The 17,346-nt window shown below is 58.2% G+C and carries 10 protein-coding genes, 6 tRNA genes and 1 riboswitch; of the genes, 2 read left to right on the forward strand and 14 right to left on the reverse strand.

Annotated features, from left to right (window positions below; all coding sequences use genetic code 11):
• Positions 1 to 24 precede the first annotated feature (24 nt).
• The 4 genes from DWX75_RS01245 to DWX75_RS01260 are packed head-to-tail and all read right to left on the reverse strand — an operon-like array spanning position 25 to position 7,759.
• The gene (locus DWX75_RS01245; RefSeq protein ID WP_147671503.1) at positions 25 to 4,500 is read right to left on the reverse strand and encodes a hypothetical protein; all 4,476 of its coding nucleotides are present in this window, start codon (positions 4,498 to 4,500) and stop codon (positions 25 to 27) included.
• Positions 4,484 to 5,245 carry a DUF6063 family protein gene (locus DWX75_RS01250; RefSeq protein WP_118014149.1) on the reverse strand — a complete coding sequence of 254 codons (762 nt, stop codon included), beginning with the start codon at positions 5,243 to 5,245 and terminating at the stop codon, positions 4,484 to 4,486. Before DWX75_RS01250 ends, DWX75_RS01245 begins: the two co-directional genes overlap by 17 nt.
• Positions 5,242 to 6,738, reverse strand: coding sequence for a replicative DNA helicase (locus tag DWX75_RS01255; RefSeq protein WP_118014151.1), 1,497 nt, complete (start codon positions 6,736 to 6,738; stop codon positions 5,242 to 5,244). Before DWX75_RS01255 ends, DWX75_RS01250 begins: the two co-directional genes overlap by 4 nt.
• Positions 6,716 to 7,759: a DUF2399 domain-containing protein gene (locus DWX75_RS01260; protein WP_118014153.1), complete on the reverse strand. Its 1,044-nt coding sequence runs from the start codon at positions 7,757 to 7,759 to the stop codon at positions 6,716 to 6,718. Before DWX75_RS01260 ends, DWX75_RS01255 begins: the two co-directional genes overlap by 23 nt.
• Positions 7,760 to 8,016: 257 nt before the next feature.
• Here DWX75_RS01260 and DWX75_RS01265 point away from each other — a divergent pair.
• Positions 8,017 to 8,103 (forward strand) — tRNA-Leu (locus DWX75_RS01265).
• A 212-nt stretch (positions 8,104 to 8,315) separates the two neighbouring features.
• Here DWX75_RS01265 and DWX75_RS01270 read toward each other — a convergent pair.
• The 9 genes from DWX75_RS01270 to typA form a co-directional block, all read right to left on the reverse strand.
• A complete protein-coding gene (locus DWX75_RS01270) occupies positions 8,316 to 9,233 on the reverse strand; it encodes a hypothetical protein (protein WP_118014155.1) in 918 nt (305 codons plus the stop codon).
• Between the two features lie 92 nt (positions 9,234 to 9,325).
• Positions 9,326 to 9,399: transfer RNA gene (locus DWX75_RS01275), tRNA-Cys, on the reverse strand.
• A gap of 9 nt (positions 9,400 to 9,408) precedes the next feature.
• Positions 9,409 to 9,483, reverse strand: a tRNA-Gly gene (locus tag DWX75_RS01280).
• A gap of 12 nt (positions 9,484 to 9,495) precedes the next feature.
• A tRNA-Cys gene (locus tag DWX75_RS01285) sits at positions 9,496 to 9,569 on the reverse strand.
• 6 nt (positions 9,570 to 9,575) lie between these two features.
• Positions 9,576 to 9,650: transfer RNA gene (locus DWX75_RS01290), tRNA-Gly, on the reverse strand.
• 5 nt (positions 9,651 to 9,655) lie between these two features.
• Positions 9,656 to 9,732 (reverse strand) — tRNA-Asp (locus tag DWX75_RS01295).
• A gap of 217 nt (positions 9,733 to 9,949) precedes the next feature.
• Entirely contained in the window at positions 9,950 to 11,401 is a 1,452-nt protein-coding gene (gene pepD / locus DWX75_RS01300; RefSeq protein ID WP_118014157.1) for a beta-Ala-His dipeptidase, read from the reverse strand.
• Positions 11,402 to 11,541: 140 nt separating this feature from the next.
• Positions 11,542 to 12,105 carry a cell division protein SepF gene (locus DWX75_RS01305; RefSeq protein WP_233519422.1) on the reverse strand — a complete coding sequence of 188 codons (564 nt, stop codon included), beginning with the start codon at positions 12,103 to 12,105 and terminating at the stop codon, positions 11,542 to 11,544.
• A 187-nt stretch (positions 12,106 to 12,292) separates the two neighbouring features.
• Positions 12,293 to 14,110, reverse strand: coding sequence for a translational GTPase TypA (gene typA / locus DWX75_RS01310; RefSeq protein WP_118014162.1), 1,818 nt, complete (start codon positions 14,108 to 14,110; stop codon positions 12,293 to 12,295).
• 308 nt (positions 14,111 to 14,418) lie between these two features.
• Here typA and gltS point away from each other — a divergent pair, with 308 nt between their 5' ends.
• Positions 14,419 to 15,672 carry a sodium/glutamate symporter gene (gene gltS, locus DWX75_RS01315; protein WP_118014164.1) on the forward strand — a complete coding sequence of 418 codons (1,254 nt, stop codon included), beginning with the start codon at positions 14,419 to 14,421 and terminating at the stop codon, positions 15,670 to 15,672.
• A 289-nt stretch (positions 15,673 to 15,961) separates the two neighbouring features.
• Here gltS and metK read toward each other — a convergent pair whose 3' ends face one another.
• The gene (gene metK, locus DWX75_RS01320; RefSeq protein ID WP_118014240.1) at positions 15,962 to 17,137 is read right to left on the reverse strand and encodes a methionine adenosyltransferase; all 1,176 of its coding nucleotides are present in this window, start codon (positions 17,135 to 17,137) and stop codon (positions 15,962 to 15,964) included.
• A gap of 102 nt (positions 17,138 to 17,239) precedes the next feature.
• Positions 17,240 to 17,345, reverse strand: a riboswitch (SAM riboswitch).
• Position 17,346 lies beyond the last annotated feature (1 nt).

Below are 17,346 nucleotides of genomic sequence, written 5' to 3' on the forward strand. Positions count from 1 at the left end.
AGTCGCTGTGGTCCGTGCGCAAAATCAATCAAAGAGCCCGAGCTGGTCGTAGGAGTTGAGTCGGGCCAGGCTTTCGGGATGGTGTTCTTCGAAGAAGGCGGTCTTGACCTCCTGCTCGGGAATCACCGTCCTGCTCTTGTGGTCAGCCGTATCGGCAAAGCGGCAGCTGTAGACGACGGGGAAGTATTTGCGGATGAAGCTGCCTTCCTGATGGGCTGTCAGCGCGATGATCTGGAAGCCCAGCTGCTGCGCGATGAAAAAGACCGGGCTAAGAACATGGTCGCTCGAAGCCTTGCCAAACGGGTTATCTGCGACGACCACGCGCGTATTGTATTTGGCTTTCCGGATATGGCAGCGCTTCTCCGAAAGGTAATTGAGACATCCGAGGAACAGGGCCATATTCTTGCTCCACGTCTCGCCGCCCGACCACTGATTCGATTCTTCCCATGGATAGGGCCGCTCTGAGAAGGTATTGCCGCTCGTCGCTTTGCGGCAACGTACCTTGACGGCCTGATTCCCGAGCACGACATGAAGCATCTGCTGGGTACGCAGCCGTTTCTCGAGCGTATCGCGGATTTTCTTGCCATCTTCCTGGCCGAGTTCATCGTGATACGCGTCGCCATCGAGCTCCTGCGCCAGGTTGTTCAGATAGGACCGGATGGCCGTGCGGGCCGCGGCTTCCTCCCATTCCGGCAGCTGGATCATGATGATGTCCTTTGCCGCCTCGCCCACCTTGACGCGCGTCCTCGAGGCAAGCTCTTTCAAGCCGTCACAGACCGACTGCAGATGAAGAATCATGTGCCGAAGCATATGCTCCATATGCGCCAGATGACTCCTGCGCTCCTCCTCGAAGAGGCTGATGGCCCCCTGCAGGCGTTCCCTGCTCTTCGTCTGCCAATCAAGATATTCCTCGTAGCGCTCCTTGCTGCGCAGGCCGTCGACGATGCTGCGGCGCATCCGTTCTTCATGCACCTTGTCCTCACAGTAGAGGATGAACGCATTCTTCTGCTTCTCTCCGGCGCGCTGGCGCTGCTTTGCCGTCTCGAATGCCGTCTCCGCCTGCTCCAGACATGAGGCAATCCGTGTAGAAAGCTCCGAGCTGCCGGCGTCTTCTTCGAGCTTTTCGGGAAGCACCATGGGGATTTCCTCGCGAGCAAAGCCAAGCTGTTCGTTGCGGATTTCCAGCTGATGCACGAGTCCATCGAGAGCTTTTTCCTCGCGTCCGTTTGCCTGCAGTTGTGCCGTCAGTTCAGAGGCGAGCTTCCTCAATACTTCCTGCTGCTGCGCCGCCTCGCGCTGCACGTCTTCAAAAGGCTGCACAAGAGGCGTATAAACGCCGTATTCGCGCTCATGACGCGCCCGCTCGTTCTCGCACTGTCCGTCCTGTCGGTTGTACGTATCCTGCCGCGCCCGGCATTCCTTTTCGGCCTGCTGCTGTGCCTTCTTAAGCTGATGGGATGCCTGCAGCAGCGTTTCTTCGCGCAGGGCACCATCCTCCGGATAGACGAACGTCTCGTCGAGCTCCGTCTCCGCCCGGCGCTGCTGCTCGCAAATCTCTTTTTGCAGGCGTTTCTTGTCGGCCTGTGACTGGGCAATCTGTGCCTCGAGGCGCGCCCGGCTGCTGTCGGCACCTTCCAGTTGGCTCTGCAGGCGGCGCCGCGTTTCCGCCAGTGCCTCATAGGAAAGTCTCTCTTGCGGCAGGACGGCCGTTTCCTGCTGCACATCCGGATAGTACATCATGTGCCGCACTTCCTGCAGGCGCGTTTCGGCCCCGGCCTCGTCATACGTCAGCGCATCCTGCTGACGGCGCAGGGCATCCAGTTCCCCCGTCAACCGCTTTTCCTCTGCCTGCAGGACTGCGCAGGCCTGCAAAAGCTCGCTGTTACGCGCGAGGATTTCCTGGTGCTGGCGACGCAGTTCCTTATACTGCGCCAGTTGCCGGAGGCCATAGGAAAGCCCGGTCTCCCGTCTCTCCGCCTCCTGATGCTTCTTGCGGAAGCCCTCGGCATTCTGGCGGCACTGCTCCTGATTCCGGCGGGCTTCCCGCAGCACATGCTGCGTGCGCGAAAGGGCCTCCTGCAGCGACTGATACGCATCCCGCTGCTCGCGGTACCAAGTAAAGGGATACCGTTCCTCAAACTGCTTCAGGACTTGCAGCGAATGGCTGAGTTCCTGCCATTCCCGGTCATTTTCCCGCAGCAGGCCGTCAGCCCGGTCAGCCTCCTCCCGCATGGCGTCGAGCCAGTCACGGAACGCTGCCGGCTGCATGACGCGCTGCCAGTGCGAAGGTGCTACGATATGCAGGCCGCCGGTCAGCGTCTCCCCTGCCACGATGGCCCTTGCCTGCTGCTCGGACAGGATGAAGACAGGCTCAAAGAAATCCCCGGCCTCCTTTGCAAGAAGGCGCTGGAGCTGCGGCACATCCTCCTCCATGACCACGACGCTGAGTGCCCAGAACGGATATCGCGCATAAATCTCCTGTTGTTTCTCAGCCACGGCTTCCACGTGCAGCTGGAAGAATTCCACGCCGCTCTTGAGGAATACGAACTCGCTGCTCCAGGCTTCGATCTTGTCAAGCAGGACAGGATCCGCCGCGAATGCCTCGAGCCCATCGTAGAGATCCAGCCAGCGATGGGCCTGCCGGCGCTTCTTGTCGAGGTCGTTATGCTGCTTTTCATGCATGACGACGGCATCGCCGAGCTGCTGGGCAAAGTATTCCGCCTGACGGTAGAGATCCGCTGCCTCGCGGGTGGTGTTGGCGCACTGCGGCCATTTCTGCAGATTCGCGAATACATCGCGCGCCGCCGTCGTCACGCGGTCCAGAGCGACCGTCCGCTCCTGCAGGGCCTGCTGCTGTTCATCACGGGCCTTTTCGGCTTCCGCAATCTGTCCGGCGGCCTTCTCTCCCTCTTCTTCGAAAAAGGCAATGTTCTGCGCATAATCATCCCGGTTCTTCCGGACTTCTGCCAGTTCCCGCCGCCAGGCCTGTTCCTGGGCATCCACATCCTGATGGACGGCATCGGTGAAGAGTTCCTGCTCGATGACTTCCTGCTGCGCGACAAGCGCGCCGATGCGCCCTTCGCCGCTGTCGATCTCCTGCCGGAGCTTCTGCTGACGGCGATGGTTCTCCCTCTGCTTTGCCTGACACGCAGCTTCGTGCTGCTTCTGCGTCTCCCGCTGCTGCCGGATTTCCTGGATGCGCGCTTCATGCTTCTGCTCCTGCTGCTGGAACCATCCATGAAGCCAGGCGCCATTCTCCTTGAGCTGGGCGGCAAGCTCCTGCGTCTTCTGGTCGGCTGCCAGGAGAGAAAGTGCCCGCTGACGCTCGGCAAGCAGGCCCTCGGCCTGTGCGAGCTCCTGTTTCCTACGGGCATAGCTGAGATTGGCGGACATGGTCTGATTATCCCGATACGCCTGTGCCGCATCGTCAGACGCGCGTTTTGCTTCTTCATAAGCAGCTCGTGCCTCCTCACAGGCAGCCTCAGCGGCCGCCACGCGGCAGGCCGACAGGATTTCCCGGTTCTTCTGGCGCTGGGCATCGTTTTCCTGCTGGCGCATTACCAGCGTTTCCTGTTCCTGCTGACAGGCAGCCCGCGCGCGGCGTACCTGCTGGTCGTACGCCTTGAGCAGTCCATTCTGATGCAGGAGCTCCTGCTCCGCCTCATACTGTGCCTTCTTCACGGCCGTATAATCCTGCATCTGCGCGAGGATTCCCTGCATCTCCCCGATGCGTTTCTCGAGGCGAATCTGCTGCTTGACATGTTCGCGCTGGCTCTCAAAAAGCGCAGCAAAGCCATTACCTTTCTGCTGACCATGAGCGGCCGCCGCCAGACCTTCCTCCACCGTCGGGATCAGCAGGCGGTCCACGAGCTCTGCCGTCGTGCGGCAATTGTTGAAATACGCCTCGACGCCGCCCTCCGTCTCGTTGATGGCCGCAATCTTATCCCATTCCGACGCGATGAGCTTGAAGTGCTCTTCGATGTAATCCTCATAGGCCTGCAAGGTATCATATTCCGAAAAGAAATGAGCCAGCATATGGCGTTCCGCCGTACTGCGGAAGAATGCGGTCATTTCCTCTTTCGTCGCCGGCCGTTCCCTGCTGCCCTCCTTCTGCACGAATGGCAGCGTATCGAGGCGAACGGAGGATTCCGGCGTGTACTCCATGGCAAATTCCTGGCTGCCGAGCTGGTCCTTGCTGTTGCGGAAAAGCGTCACGGCCGTCAGTGCATAGCGGCGCGGCCGGTCCTCAAGAATCCACTCCACGGCGATATGCGCCGCTGAGTTGCTGAGCTGCAGCGTTTCCTGGATCTTGCGCTGCGCCACGGATTTGCGCGGCAGCACCGCCTGTATGAGCGTCTGTACGAACACCGTCTTGCCCGCGCCATTCTCGAGCAGCAGGATGGCATTGTAGCCGTCAAAGCGAAAGATCGTATCGATGTAGCGTTTGTGTCCATGGTCATAGACCACATTCGTAAAGCGAATCCTACTGATGGATGGCATGGTCATCCGCTCCTTTCTCCCCGTCCTGCACGTCCTTGTGATCCAGTTCATACATGAAATCCAGGATGCCGTTGTTATAGCTCGCTTCCATGAAGTAGTTCGCAAAGATGGCCCTTGCCTTTTCCGTCAGCACGAGCTCGTCGTTGCCGATTTCCCGCACGAGATGCTGCTGCAGCAGGAAGGATCTGGCCATGTTCAAAAAGCTCAGGCGGCTGTTTGTCCGGGCGTCCTGTTTCCTGGCCGTTTCCTTGATGCTGTCGAGGTCATCCCACTTCCGCATGAGCGTCAGCCAATTGAAATTCATCGCGCCCTCAGCAGCCTTGAGCGTCTCCTCGTCATGGCGGTGCAGCGATTCGATGCGGCCGTTCATGGCTTCAAGCCAGGTGCTCATGCTCACGAAGTCCGCCGGCTCCTGCGTCTGATAGCTGTCGTAGAAGCAGCCGAACAGGACAATGATGGAAAGGTACAACAGGTAAATGTCCATATTGACCGCTTTCGATGTCATGTATCGTTTCTTGAACGCCTCATTGCTGATATGGAACGGCGATTCAAGTGAGGCCGGCAGAAGATACAGATAATCGGCATCGCTGATCAGCACACACTGCACCTGCCCGACGAAGCGCTCCACGAAATGGCGGACTTCCTCATTCTCCCAGTAGGCGGAAATCTCCGCCTTGCGCACTTGGCCGCTGGCTGCCAGACGCGCATAGATGTCAAAGGCCAGCATCACATTATCTTCTATCATAGCTTCTCATCTCCATCCACTGTCACGGTGATATCCATATCGCTGATCGTATAGCCATCAAGTTCCACAAAACCCGATCGTTCCTGCACTTCAATTGATAGAAGTTCCGGACAGACCGCCGGGATTCGCGCGTAGACCGAGTCCCTCGCGATGCGCTCAGGATTAAGATGCAAGCAGTGCTGCCGGTGCAGCAGCATCCAAAAGACGTAGAACTGTTTCTCGCTGCACCAGGCGGACCGCTGCTCCTCAAGCATCGCGCAGAACGCCTGCAGCGTCGTCTTCCTGCCGAGACCCAGGAAATCCAGCAAATTGCGCACAATGGCCGCATAATGTTCCTGGACATTCTGAAGTTTCTCACCATGGACCTCCGTATCGTCAATCTCCGGAAATGCTTCCTGTCGGCTCTCCCGCTCCAGCTTCTCGAGGCGCTGCGGCAGGAAGATCGTAAGCGGCGACCAGAGCTCGCAGGCCTGCAGCGGCAGGAAAGGCTCGACGAGACGGCGGGCTGCCGTCAAAGGCAATGGCGAGGCGAACATGCGGCTCGTGATCTCCTGTTCATAATTGAAACTGTCCACGCCTGTGAAATACAGCGCTTCTTCAGCCGCAGCCAGCGCTGATGTACCGAGGTCAATACCGGCCTTCAAGAGCTCGCGATGAAGCGCATGCACATGCGCAAGATGGCGCTCCACGGCCTGGATGTTCGTATAGGCACGCCGCTCGGGGTCAGCCTGTGGATTGCCGCGGATGCGCTCCTTCGTATCGCGCACAAAGGTCTGGAGTTCCGTGAAGGCATCTTCCTCGCTCTTGAGCCGCTGGTTGAAATCAGCCACAATCCTGCGATAATGCTCCAGCGTCTCCTGCGAGACGATGTTGCGATGGATTTCCTGACGGATTCTGTCCATGCGATTGCGCAGCGTTTCGACATCGAGCCGCATCTCCTCGATCTGACGCAGGGCCAGCACAAATTGCCCTTTCTCGAGCTGCTTGCGCAATATGAGCTGGTTGATGGACAGCTGGTACTCGCTGAAATACTCCTTCGTCGCAAAGATCAGCTCGAGTCCCTGTTCATCAAGGACATAATACTGCTCGTTGGCATGGATGTCGGCGCGGTCTGCCTTAAGATAGGAATAACGGGCCCTCACCTCTCTGCCCTGTTCCCAGTCGAAAAAGACCTGTTCATTGCGCCGGCCGGTCTGCGGGCGGAAAACGCCCACGATATCGCGGGCCAGCTGCTCATACGCTTCCTCCCCCTTCTCTACGGGGAAGAGACAGCCCTGCGTCTGCTGCTGCAGAAAAAGCGCAAGGTTCCGGATGCCGGCCTCACGCTTGCCGTCCAGCATTTGCTCAAAGAAAAAGAGCAGTGCCAGAAGGCCCAGCTCCATACCAGAATATGATTGTTCACCTTTCTGCCCGAACTGCCGCCTGCCAAGACGGTACAACGGTTCCATGAGCAGAATGCGTTTCATGCGTTCAGCAAAGTGTTCCGATTCCATTCCGTAATTCCTTTCCACATGTAAGCAAATCCGCTGCCGACAGGGCTTCCTGCGGATAATACCGATGATTCTCTAAGATTTGCCGGAACTTCCGTGTCTCCTCCGGCTGCAGCCAGTGGGAAAAAGCCCGCCAGGCCGCCTCATCAGGTATTTGCTGCTCCTTGCCCTGCGGTGCCTGCTGCTGCAAAAACGCCCGGTAAAACGGTGCGGCGAGCCGTACCTCGACGGCGGGGCAGGTGGACACAGACTGGAAGATTTTAAGCCCTTCCCAGTCAAAGTCGCCAAAGTACCAGGCAATGTGATGAGCCTCTGGACATCCCGCCTGCCGAGGCAGGGCCGCGAGATTGCCCGCGATCTTCCAGCCGGCGCCAAAAACCAGAGACGCAAAGCCAAGCTCTGCGAAATACGGCAGCAGCTTATGATACGGAGCCTTGTTCTCCAGCACCAGATGATGGCAAATATCGCCCTGCAAGGCAGAAGGATGGACCGCCATCATCAGGGGTTCCCACTCCCGTTTGACGCCGATATCCTGCCAGCTGAGATGCAGACGATGCAGCAACACTTCTCCTTCTGTAGTCAACAGGAATTTTTCATCGCGAAAGATATCCCAGGAACGCTGCTGATCAGAAACCGTCAGCGGCTGCTTGGCAGCCGTATGCTGCAGCCATTGGCTCAGCTGGAGGATGTGCGCAAGATCCTGTTGCCAGAACGTGAGCGGATGTCCATAATAAAAGGAAAAGTCGAGCGAGGCAGCCAAGCCGTGCCGTGCAATATCCTGCTGGATGGCATCGGCCGCCGGGCAGAGGCGCCCGCGTGCAAGGCGGCAGCGCCGCGGCAAGCCGCGAAAATCCGATCCGCGCGATGCCACCCGCGTCAGGCTCCCATCGCGCAGCAACGCTGCCATGGCCTGATGAAAGGTCTCATAGTCCATAGCAGCAAAGGCTCGCTGCAAATCGTCCAAATCAACGGTCTTGCGCGTCCATTCCCACAGGAATGCCCGGATTTCCTGTTCGGCATCCATCACAAACCTCCCGCCTTTCTCATCATTTTATTTTTTTTCATTATATCATAGAACACACATCAGCAAAAGCCAGGATTTTCTCTAGCCAGCTCAAAGACGTCTTCGGGCCACCTTTTCTAAGAAAATGGACCTCTTCCACCGCTATCGCGGTCCCCCTTCCCCGTGCACGGGGAAGGCTGATTTATGGGATGGGTTGACAAAAGGAAAGATGAATGCTAAAATGTATTACGTTAATGACGCATGAGTGATGTCATTTTGCCGGAGTGGCGGAATTGGCAGACGCAGCAGACTCAAAATCTGCCGTTGGCAACAACGTGCCGGTTCAAGTCCGGCCTTCGGCACCACTTGCAACACAAGGCTTCGCGGGGTTTCCGCGGAGCTTTTTTTGATGACAAAAACAGAGGTCAGCACCTAACATAGCACCTAACGGGTCATTGAAGAAAATATAAGAAAAGCCAGGCACATCGATTGTCTGGCTTTTTCTACAGATACGAACGCCACAAACAAGATCATTTTGCATATATATGCATAACGAAGCACGAGCCTGCCGCGATGATTACGCCTCGGGCAACAGCTGCTGAATGCGCTGGTTGACGAGATCAATCCATTCGCCGTGGAAGCCGACTTCCATCAGGAGCTCTTCGAGCGTCTCGATGCGCGGCTGTTCGAGGAACATCAGCACGCGGCTCTTCTCGAGCGGGCGGTAGATGTAGTAATCCTCGGGCATCGTGCCGGGCTGCGGGAACGCGACGGTGTACTCATGATACATCTTGTCATTCATGGATTCATAGACGCCCGTCGAGCGCGCCGCATAGGCACGCCAGGTATCCGGCAGCTCTGAGAGCAGCGCGCGGATCTCCTCCTCGAGCGCCGCGATCTTCGTGCGGTAGTCGGCGAGGGTCTGACTGACGGCCTGCGTGTCCTCGAGCATGACGGCACAGATGAAGTCGCGCAGGGCGGCAAAATCCGTCAGCTGGTACTGCAGGAAGTCCTCGGGCTTCTCGACGCCGGCCAGCCAGTCCTTGAGCGACTGCTCCATGGCCGCACGGGCCTTGGCCACGACGAGCTCATCCTCGCTGTGCAGCCGGAGCGAGAGGTTCGCGACACGCTGGCCGGGCTCCTCCGACTTCAGGATTTCCTGCCCGGCGCAGGCACGGCAGTAGCCGATGGCCTCATTCGTGAAGGGCTTGCCCGCATGGATCTCTCCCATGAACGGGAATTCCTTGCCGAGCTTGTCGTAGATGCGGCGTTCCTCGGCAAGCTTGCCTTTCGAATAATACGTCAGCGGACGCTTCTGATAGACGACGCGCGTCACCTTGCCGCAGCCCGGGCAGTGATATTCCTTGTCGACGAGATTCACGGCGATGTCGCGTTCCGGATTCGGCTTGAAGAACGCGTACGGTACCGTCTCGACGAAGCAATAGTTGAACACGTTGAGCAGATTATCGGTGATACGGGAAGGTTCATTGGCCATCAAAGACACTCCTAACTTATTACAGGCAATCGCAGGTGATTACAGGCAAACAAAAAGCCCGGAAGGAAAACCTTCCGGGCTGCATTTCATCTTGGAGGCGACACCCAGAATCGAACTGGGGATAAAGGTTTTGCAGACCTCGGCCTTACCACTTGGCTATGTCGCCAAAATAAAATGGAGCGGAAAACGAGGCTCGAACTCGCGACCCCCACCTTGGCAAGGTGGTGCTCTACCACTGAGCTATTTCCGCATGATATAAAATTGGAGGCGACACCCAGAATCGAACTGGGGATAAAGGTTTTGCAGACCTCGGCCTTACCACTTGGCTATGTCGCCGAAAAATGGAGCGGAAAACGAGGCTCGAACTCGCGACCCCCACCTTGGCAAGGTGGTGCTCTACCACTGAGCTATTTCCGCATGAATGGCGACCCGAATGGGACTTGAACCCATGACCTCCGCCGTGACAGGGCGGCATTCTAACCAACTAAACTACCGGGCCGTTCTTCTTTTGTGTCGCTCTGTCTCAGCGACATGTATTATTATATGGGCAATCTGCGTTCTTGTCAACACTTATTTTAAAAAAAGTTGCGATTCCGTTGAAAAAGGGATGAAACAAAGAGCAGACACGCTACGTTATATAAAAAGGAGCCCGCCGTACAAAGCATTCGCACGCGGGCCTACCCTCTATGTTCTTTTCGTTATGCCCCAAGCGGCCGTCAGTGCAGCGCAGCGATCTTCTCGAGTGTCGCGAGGATCAGATCCACCTGCGGCTTGACCGTGGCGAGGACGAGATGCTCATTGGGGCTGTGGATGTCGCACGTCGTCACGCCGATGGACACCATGTCGAGCTGCGGATTCTTGAGGAAGTGCCAGCCGCATTCGAGGCCGGCGTGGATTGTCTCGACCTTCATGGGCTTGCCGTTCTGCTCCTCAAACGTCTCCGCCACGATCTTCGCGAGGCGGCTGTCCTTGTTTTCCTTCCAGCCCGGCGACTGCGTGCCGATGTGGGCCGTGAAGCCCGTGAGCGCGGCAATCGTCTCGGCATACTGGCGGAACTCGTCGAGTTTCTGGTCGATGGCCGAGCGCGGGAAGAACTGGACCTCCACTTCATCCTCGCTCATATTGACGACACCGAGGTTCGCGCTCGTCTCGACGAGGCCCGGGATGACCGATGACATCGCGTAGACGCCCGTGTGCAGGATCGTCAGCAGGCGCAGCAGACGCTGCGTGTCGCCGGCCTTGATGACCTGCTCGGGCATCTCGGCCGGTGCGAGGCTGATGTCGATGGTCGGGTCGACATTGCCGTACATCTTCGCAAAGCGCGTGCGGATGTCGCGCAGCACCTCCACCATCTTCTCGCGCGGCAGTTCCGTCGCGATGACGGCCCGGGCCGTGTTCGGGATGGCGTTGCGCGCCTTGCCGCCCGTGAAGGAGATGAGCTCGATCTCGCCCTCTTTCTGCAGGGCCGTCAGCGCCATGGCCAGTGTGCGGATGGCATTGCCGCGGCCGTCGCCGATGCGCTCACCCGAATGGCCGCCGAGCAGGCCCTGGATCTCAATCGTCCAGGCATGCTGGCTCTCGGCCGGCACACGGCGCAGCTCGCGCGTGAAATCGAGGTTGACGCTGCCGGCACTGCCGACGGTCAGCTCGTCATAATTCTCGCTGTCGCAGTTAATGAGGAAGGAAGCATCCTTGAGGTGCTCAGCGCCGAGCTTGATGGCGCCCGTCATGCCCTGCTCCTCGTCCACCGTCACGATGAGACGCAGCGGGCCGTGGTTCTTCGCATGCTTCAGCACGTAGATGCCCTCGGCCACACCGATGCCGTCGTCGGCGCCGAGGCTCGTGCCCTCTGCCGACAAATACTTCTCGTCGCGTACGAGCTTGATGGGATCCTTGAGCGGATCGTACGCATAGCCTTCCTCCGCGACGCAGACCATGTCCATATGGCCCTGCAGGATCGTCAGCGGCGCCTGTTCAAAGCCAGGAGCTGCCGGCTTGTCCGCAATGATGCTGTTGACCTCGTCCTGCGTCACCGTGCAGCCGAGTTCCGTCAAATACGACTTCAGGAAGTCGCTGACAGCCTGTTCATGGCCCGACTTGCGCGGGATGGCCGCAAGCTTCGAGAATTCCTGCAATACCCCTTCGAGTACCTCATTTTCCTGTTTCATCACTATCACCTTTCCTCGTGAAATTCCGCCTGTCTCCACCTGCCGCAGATGCGAGCAAAGCGGGAGGCAGGCAAAAGGAAAAGCCTGCCCCACCTTGGGACAGGCTGAGAACCTTCAACAAATGAGCGGACACCGGGACCTCAGTCCGTGAGGGCTGCCGGCATCGCTTCCGCCACATCGACACCTTCCGGTGCGTAGAGGACAATCTGCTCGGAAATGCGCTTTGCGCAGCCGTTGACCACGTAGCAGGCACCATTGACAAAATCGCAGATGCGGCGCTGCTCCTCGGCAGCGACACTCTCGTAGTTGACAACAGCAGCCTTGCCGGCCTTGAGGTCATCGGCAATCGACGTCACGAGGTCGAAATCCTCAGGCACGTAGATCTTGACGCGCAGTTCGGCGACCTTCGTCGTATGGACCGTGAACTGGCGGCGCGTCGTCGCATGAGAGGGCTCGCGGTAGGACGGAGCGGCCGTCGTGCGGCGTTCTTCAGCCGGTGCAAAGAAAATGGAGCTGCCACCCGAAACCTTGTACTCTTCTGCCGTTCTCACGGAAGATGCCTGCGCCGCAGCCTTCTGCTGGCCGGCCTTGCGCTGTTCCTGCTGAGACTTCGTCTCGAGGACCTCTTCTTCTTCGACTTCTTCCTCTTCCCATGGCAGAATCATATCCATGAGGCCCGTGAGTTTGCCTTTCACTTTCTCCATACCGCTCATACTCATCTCGTCCTTCCAAGCTGAAATCCAATCATCTCGACGTCTTGCTGATACCGACATACGGTGTAAATTTACATTTAACTATCGACATGATACCACATTTCGTCAAAAAATGCAAAAATCCTGCTGGAATTCACATCCAGCAGGATTTTTTACAAAAAACAAGCAGCGTAACGTCTTACTTGCGTGCGTTCTTGGCTGCGCGGCCGCGGACCGTGCGGTCGAGGATGGCCTTGCGCAGACGGATATTCTGCGGCGTGACCTCAACGAGCTCATCGCTGTTGATGTACTCGATGGCCTGCTCGAGCGACAGGATGCGCGGCGGCGTGAGGCGGATGGCCTCATCCGAAGCGGACGTGCGCATGTTGGATACGTTCTTCTTCTTGCACGGGTTGATATCGATATCGTTCTCGCGGGAGTTCTCGCCGACGATCATGCCCTCGTAGACCTGCTGGCCCGGGGAGATGAACATCGTGCCGCGATCCTGCAGCGTGTAGATGCCGTAGCCCGTCGTCTCACCCTGCTCGAATGCCACGAGGGAACCGCGCGTACGGCCCGGGATGTCGCCCTTGTACGGAGCATAGCCGTGGAAGACGTGGTTCATGATGCCATTGCCCTTCGTGCTCGTCAGGAGCTCGGAACGGAAACCGATGAGGCCGCGTGCCGGGATCGTGAACTCGAGGCGCATGTAGCCGGCCGTCTCCGTCATGTTCGTGAGCTCAGCCTTGCGCGTGCCGAGGCCTTCCATGACAGCACCCATGTACTCCTGCGGCACTTCAACCGTCAGGTTCTCGATCGGCTCGCAGAGCTGGCCGTTGATCGTCTTGTAGACGACTTCCGGTTTGCCGACCTGCAGCTCGTAGCCCTCGCGGCGCATCTCCTCGATGAGGATGGACAGATGCAGCTCGCCGCGGCCCGAAACCTTGAAGACATCCGGAGAATCCGTCTCCTCGACCTTCATGGCGACATTCGTCTCGACTTCCTTGAACAGGCGGTCGCGCAGATGGCGGCTCGTGACGAACTGGCCCTCGCGGCCGGCAAACGGGCTCGTGTTGACACCAAACGTCATGGAGAGCGTCGGCTCATCGATGCGGATGGCCGGCAGTGCCTCCGGATTCTCGGCGTCAGCGACCGTGTAGCCGATGCTGACATCGCCGAGGCCCGTCAGTGCGACAATCTCGCCCATGCTGGCCGAGGGAACCTCAATGCGCTGCATGCCCTGGTAAACGAAGACCTTGCCGATCTTCGCGCGGATTTCCTGGTCACCGTTGATGAGCACGACGTTCTGGTTCGTGCGGGCCGTGCCGCGGCTGATGCGGCCAACAGCGACGCGGCCGACGAAGGAATCGGACTCGAGCGTCGTGACCATCATCTGCAGCGGGCCTTCCGGATCGCCGTGCGGAGCCGGGATTTCCTTGACGATTGTCTCCATCAGCGGCTCGAGGTTCGTGCTGTCATCATCCATGCTGTACTTCGCGATGCCATCGCGGGCCGTCGCATAGATGACCGGGAAGTCCAGCTGATCATCGTCAGCATCGAGTTCCATGAAGAGTTCGAGGACTTCGTCGTAGACGTCGTCTACACGCTGGTTCGGCTTATCGATCTTGTTGATGACAACAATCGGCTTGAGCTTCTGCTCGAGTGCCTTGCGCAGGACGTACTTCGTCTGCGGCATCGGGCCCTCAAACGCATCGACGAGCAAGAGGACGCCGTCGACCATGTTGAGGACACGCTCAACCTCGCCGCCGAAATCGGCATGGCCCGGGGTGTCGACGATGTTAATCTTGATGCCATTGTACATGATAGCCGTGTTCTTCGACAGGATCGTGATGCCACGCTCACGCTCGATATCACCGGAATCCATGACGCGCTCGGCAACCTGCTCGTTGGAGCGGAATACATGGCTCTGCTTCAGCATCGCATCGACCAGCGTCGTCTTGCCATGGTCGACGTGGGCGATAATTGCGATGTTCCTGAGCTTATCATTTGTCATCATACTCATTCTGTGTAATCTGCCTCCTATAAAAGAAAAGGGATACGCACCGTATCCTTACTTAACAAACTGAAAATCAAATCAATACTTAACTATTATACATACTTTCGGAGGGTAATGCAATACTTCTTACTCCATCTTCCTGCACAGCATTCCACCGGAGGCGTCCCTGCCGCGCACCCCTGAAAAAAAGAATATTTTTCAGCGAAACTATAACAAAATTGTTGTATCTCCAATTATTTTTTGGTATGATAATACACGTGTTACAGTTTTACATACGCGATTCCACGAAGTAAAGGAAGTTGTAAGCCATGAATGTAAGTTTAAACATCTACCAGACACTTGCCGCAGCGACTGCGGTTTATTACGTTGGCGTCCTCCTGCGCCTCAAGGTCCCCTTTCTGCGCAAATACTGCATCCCGGCGCCTGTCGTCGGCGGCATCCTCTTCGCCATCCTCAACGATATCCTCTATGTCAACGGCATCTGGACGTACGAGCAGGATACGGTCATGCAGAATGTCTGCATGATGCTCTTCTTCACGAGCATCGGCTACACGGCAAGCATCAGCCTCATCAAGAAAGGCGGCATGCTCGTCGCCAAGATGGCGGTGCTGACGGCTCTCCTCATCGTCTGCCAGAACCTCATCGGCATCTTCTTCTCGCATCTCTTTGGCCTCAATCCGCTGATGGGGCTTGCAACCGGTTCCATTCCAATGGTCGGCGGCCACGGAACTTCGGGCTCCTTCGGGCCCGTACTCGAAGGCGTCGGTCTCGACAATGCGACGACAATTGCCTTTGCCGCTGCGACGTTCGGCCTCGTCGGCGGCAGCCTGCTCGGCGGGCCGACGGGTGAACGCCTCGTGCGCAAGTTCACGCTGGCAAGCTCCGCCGATGAAGAGCGTCTTGACCCCGCCAACAGCACCGAGGAAATCCACAAGCTCGAACAGGCCGCCCGCAAGGAGAAGCAGACCATTGAGGAAGAGAAGCGTGCGGGGCAGAGCATCAACAACCTGCGCTTCATGAATGCACTCGCCCACCTGCTGCTGGCCATGGGCCTCGGCACCGTCGTCAGCCAGCTCTTCGTCAGCGTCGGCCTCGTCTTCCCGGGCTACATCGGCTCCATGCTCGTCGCCGCCATCATCCGCAACGTCGCCGACTACACGCACAGCTACAAGGTCTACCAGCGTGAAAGCGAAGTGCTCGGCAACCTCGGCCTCACGATTTTCCTGTCCTGTGCGCTCATGAGCCTCAAGCTCTGGCAGCTCACCGACCTTGCCATCCCGATGATCGTCATGCTGCTGAGCCAGGTCATCTTCATCGCCCTCTTCACGAATTTCGTACTGTTCCGCGTCATGGGACACAACTACGAAGCCGCCGTCATGGCCGCCGGTACCTGCGGCTTCGGCCTCGGCGCCACACCGAACGCCATCGCCAACATGTCCGTCATGGTCGAGCGCTTCGGCCCCGCCCCCACCGCGTTCTTCGTCATCCCGCTCGTCGGTGCCCTCATCGTGGATTTCGTCAATTCCTCAATCCTGACCGTCCTCATCAACCTGCTGGCCTGAGCCGCAGGACTGCAAGGAACGTCCATTTACATCGAGCACCTCTGTTCCGACGAACAGCCTCCCCTTCAGACGGCTCCGTCGCCAGCTTCCCCCAAGGGGGACGCCTCAAGTCTTTCCCGCGCGGGCGCAAAGTGCAGGATGCGGAGCATCCCTGGAGAAGAAGACCGTGCGAACGGTGAAAGAAATCCATGTTTCGGAAATCAAAAAACGGTCCGCTGACAGCTTGGGTCAGCGGACCGTTTTCTGCAAGGGCCTGTGGTTCAGGCCTTTTTCTTTATGGATGCAATGCTCAGAGGCCGGCTTCCTGGCGCAGGATAGCGGCTTTATCCGTGTGCTCCCAGGGCAGGTCGACATCCGTGCGGCCGAAGTGACCGTAGGCTGCCGTCTGCTTGTAAATGGGGCGGCGCAGGTCGAGCATCTTGATGATGCCGGCCGGGCGCAGGTCGAAATGTTTGTTGACGAGCGCTTCGATCTTCTCTTCATCGACCTTGTTCGTGCCGAACGTATCCACCATGATGGATACCGGGTGTGCAACGCCGATGGCATAGGCCAGCTGAATCTCACAGCGATCGGCGAGGCCGGCGGCGACGATGTTCTTTGCGACGTAGCGGGCGGCATAAGCGGCGCTGCGGTCGACCTTCGTGGGGTCCTTGCCCGAGAAGGCGCCGCCGCCGTGACGGGCCCAGCCGCCATAGGTATCGACGATGATCTTGCGGCCCGTGAGTCCCGAGTCGCCCTGCGGGCCGCCGATGACGAACTTGCCCGTCGGGTTGACAAAGATCCGCGTGTCGTCGCGCAGCAGCTCAGCAGGAACAACGGCCTTGATGACATGCTCGATGAGGTCCTTACGGATCTGCTCGAGCGAGACATCCTCATCATGCTGCGTCGAGATGACAATGGTATCGACAGCCACCGGCTTATTGTCCTCGTAGAGGATCGTGACCTGGGTCTTGCCATCCGGGCGCAGATACGGCAGCGTGCCATCCTTGCGGACTTCGGCGAGGCGGCGTGCGAGGCGGTGTGCGAGTGCGATCGGCAGCGGCATGTACTCCGGCGTCTCGTTCGTCGCATAGCCGAACATCATGCCCTGGTCGCCGGCGCCGATGGCGTCCTCGATATCCATGTCGCCTTCACGTGCCTCAAGCGCCTGGTTGACGCCCTGCGCGATATCCGGGGACTGCTCGTCTAGCGAGACGAGGATGCCGCAAGTCTCGGCGTCGAAGCCGTACTTGGCACGCGTGTAGCCGATCTCACGCACCGTCTCGCGGATGATTTTCGGGATGTCGACGTAGCATTTCGTCGAGATCTCGCCAACGACGTGGACCTGGCCCGTCGTCACGAGCGTCTCACAGGCCACGCGACCGTTCGGATCCTTCTCGAGGATGGCATCGAGGATGCTGTCGGAAATCTGGTCGGCCATCTTGTCCGGATGACCTTCCGTGACCGACTCGGAAGTGAATAACATGCGTTTCTTGCTCAATTCATAAACCCCCTTGATGGTTGTTTGGTTTGTATACTGGACAGACAGGCAGAAAAAAGGCTCTCTATAAAAGAGAGCCTTTGCGTACTCTCATCTTATAGGCATGAAACCTAAAGGAATTGGCACCGTTTTGACCGCGTCAATGGTTGCCGCAGCTTCATCGGGCCAGTCCCTCTGCTGCTCTGGATGAGTTC

The organism is Mitsuokella sp. AF21-1AC (assembly GCF_003458855.1).
Classification (GTDB): Bacteria; Bacillota; Negativicutes; order Selenomonadales; family Selenomonadaceae; genus Mitsuokella.

What these genes read in the sequence shown, in the direction of transcription:
- DWX75_RS01245 (WP_147671503.1), bottom strand. Translation starts at nt 4,500, where the DNA reads ATGCCATCCATCAGTAGGATTCGCTTTACGAATGTGGTCTATGACCAT.
- DWX75_RS01250 (WP_118014149.1), bottom strand. Translation starts at nt 5,245, where the DNA reads ATGATAGAAGATAATGTGATGCTGGCCTTTGACATCTATGCGCGTCTG.
- DWX75_RS01255 (WP_118014151.1), bottom strand. Translation starts at nt 6,738, where the DNA reads ATGGAATCGGAACACTTTGCTGAACGCATGAAACGCATTCTGCTCATG.
- DWX75_RS01260 (WP_118014153.1), bottom strand. Translation starts at nt 7,759, where the DNA reads ATGGATGCCGAACAGGAAATCCGGGCATTCCTGTGGGAATGGACGCGC.
- DWX75_RS01270 (WP_118014155.1), bottom strand. Translation starts at nt 9,233, where the DNA reads ATGGCCAATGAACCTTCCCGTATCACCGATAATCTGCTCAACGTGTTC.
- pepD (WP_118014157.1), bottom strand. Translation starts at nt 11,401, where the DNA reads ATGAAACAGGAAAATGAGGTACTCGAAGGGGTATTGCAGGAATTCTCG.
- DWX75_RS01305 (WP_233519422.1), bottom strand. Translation starts at nt 12,105, where the DNA reads ATGGAGAAAGTGAAAGGCAAACTCACGGGCCTCATGGATATGATTCTG.
- typA (WP_118014162.1), bottom strand. Translation starts at nt 14,110, where the DNA reads ATGATGACAAATGATAAGCTCAGGAACATCGCAATTATCGCCCACGTC.
- gltS (WP_118014164.1), top strand. Translation starts at nt 14,419, where the DNA reads ATGAATGTAAGTTTAAACATCTACCAGACACTTGCCGCAGCGACTGCG.
- metK (WP_118014240.1), bottom strand. Translation starts at nt 17,137, where the DNA reads ATGTTATTCACTTCCGAGTCGGTCACGGAAGGTCATCCGGACAAGATG.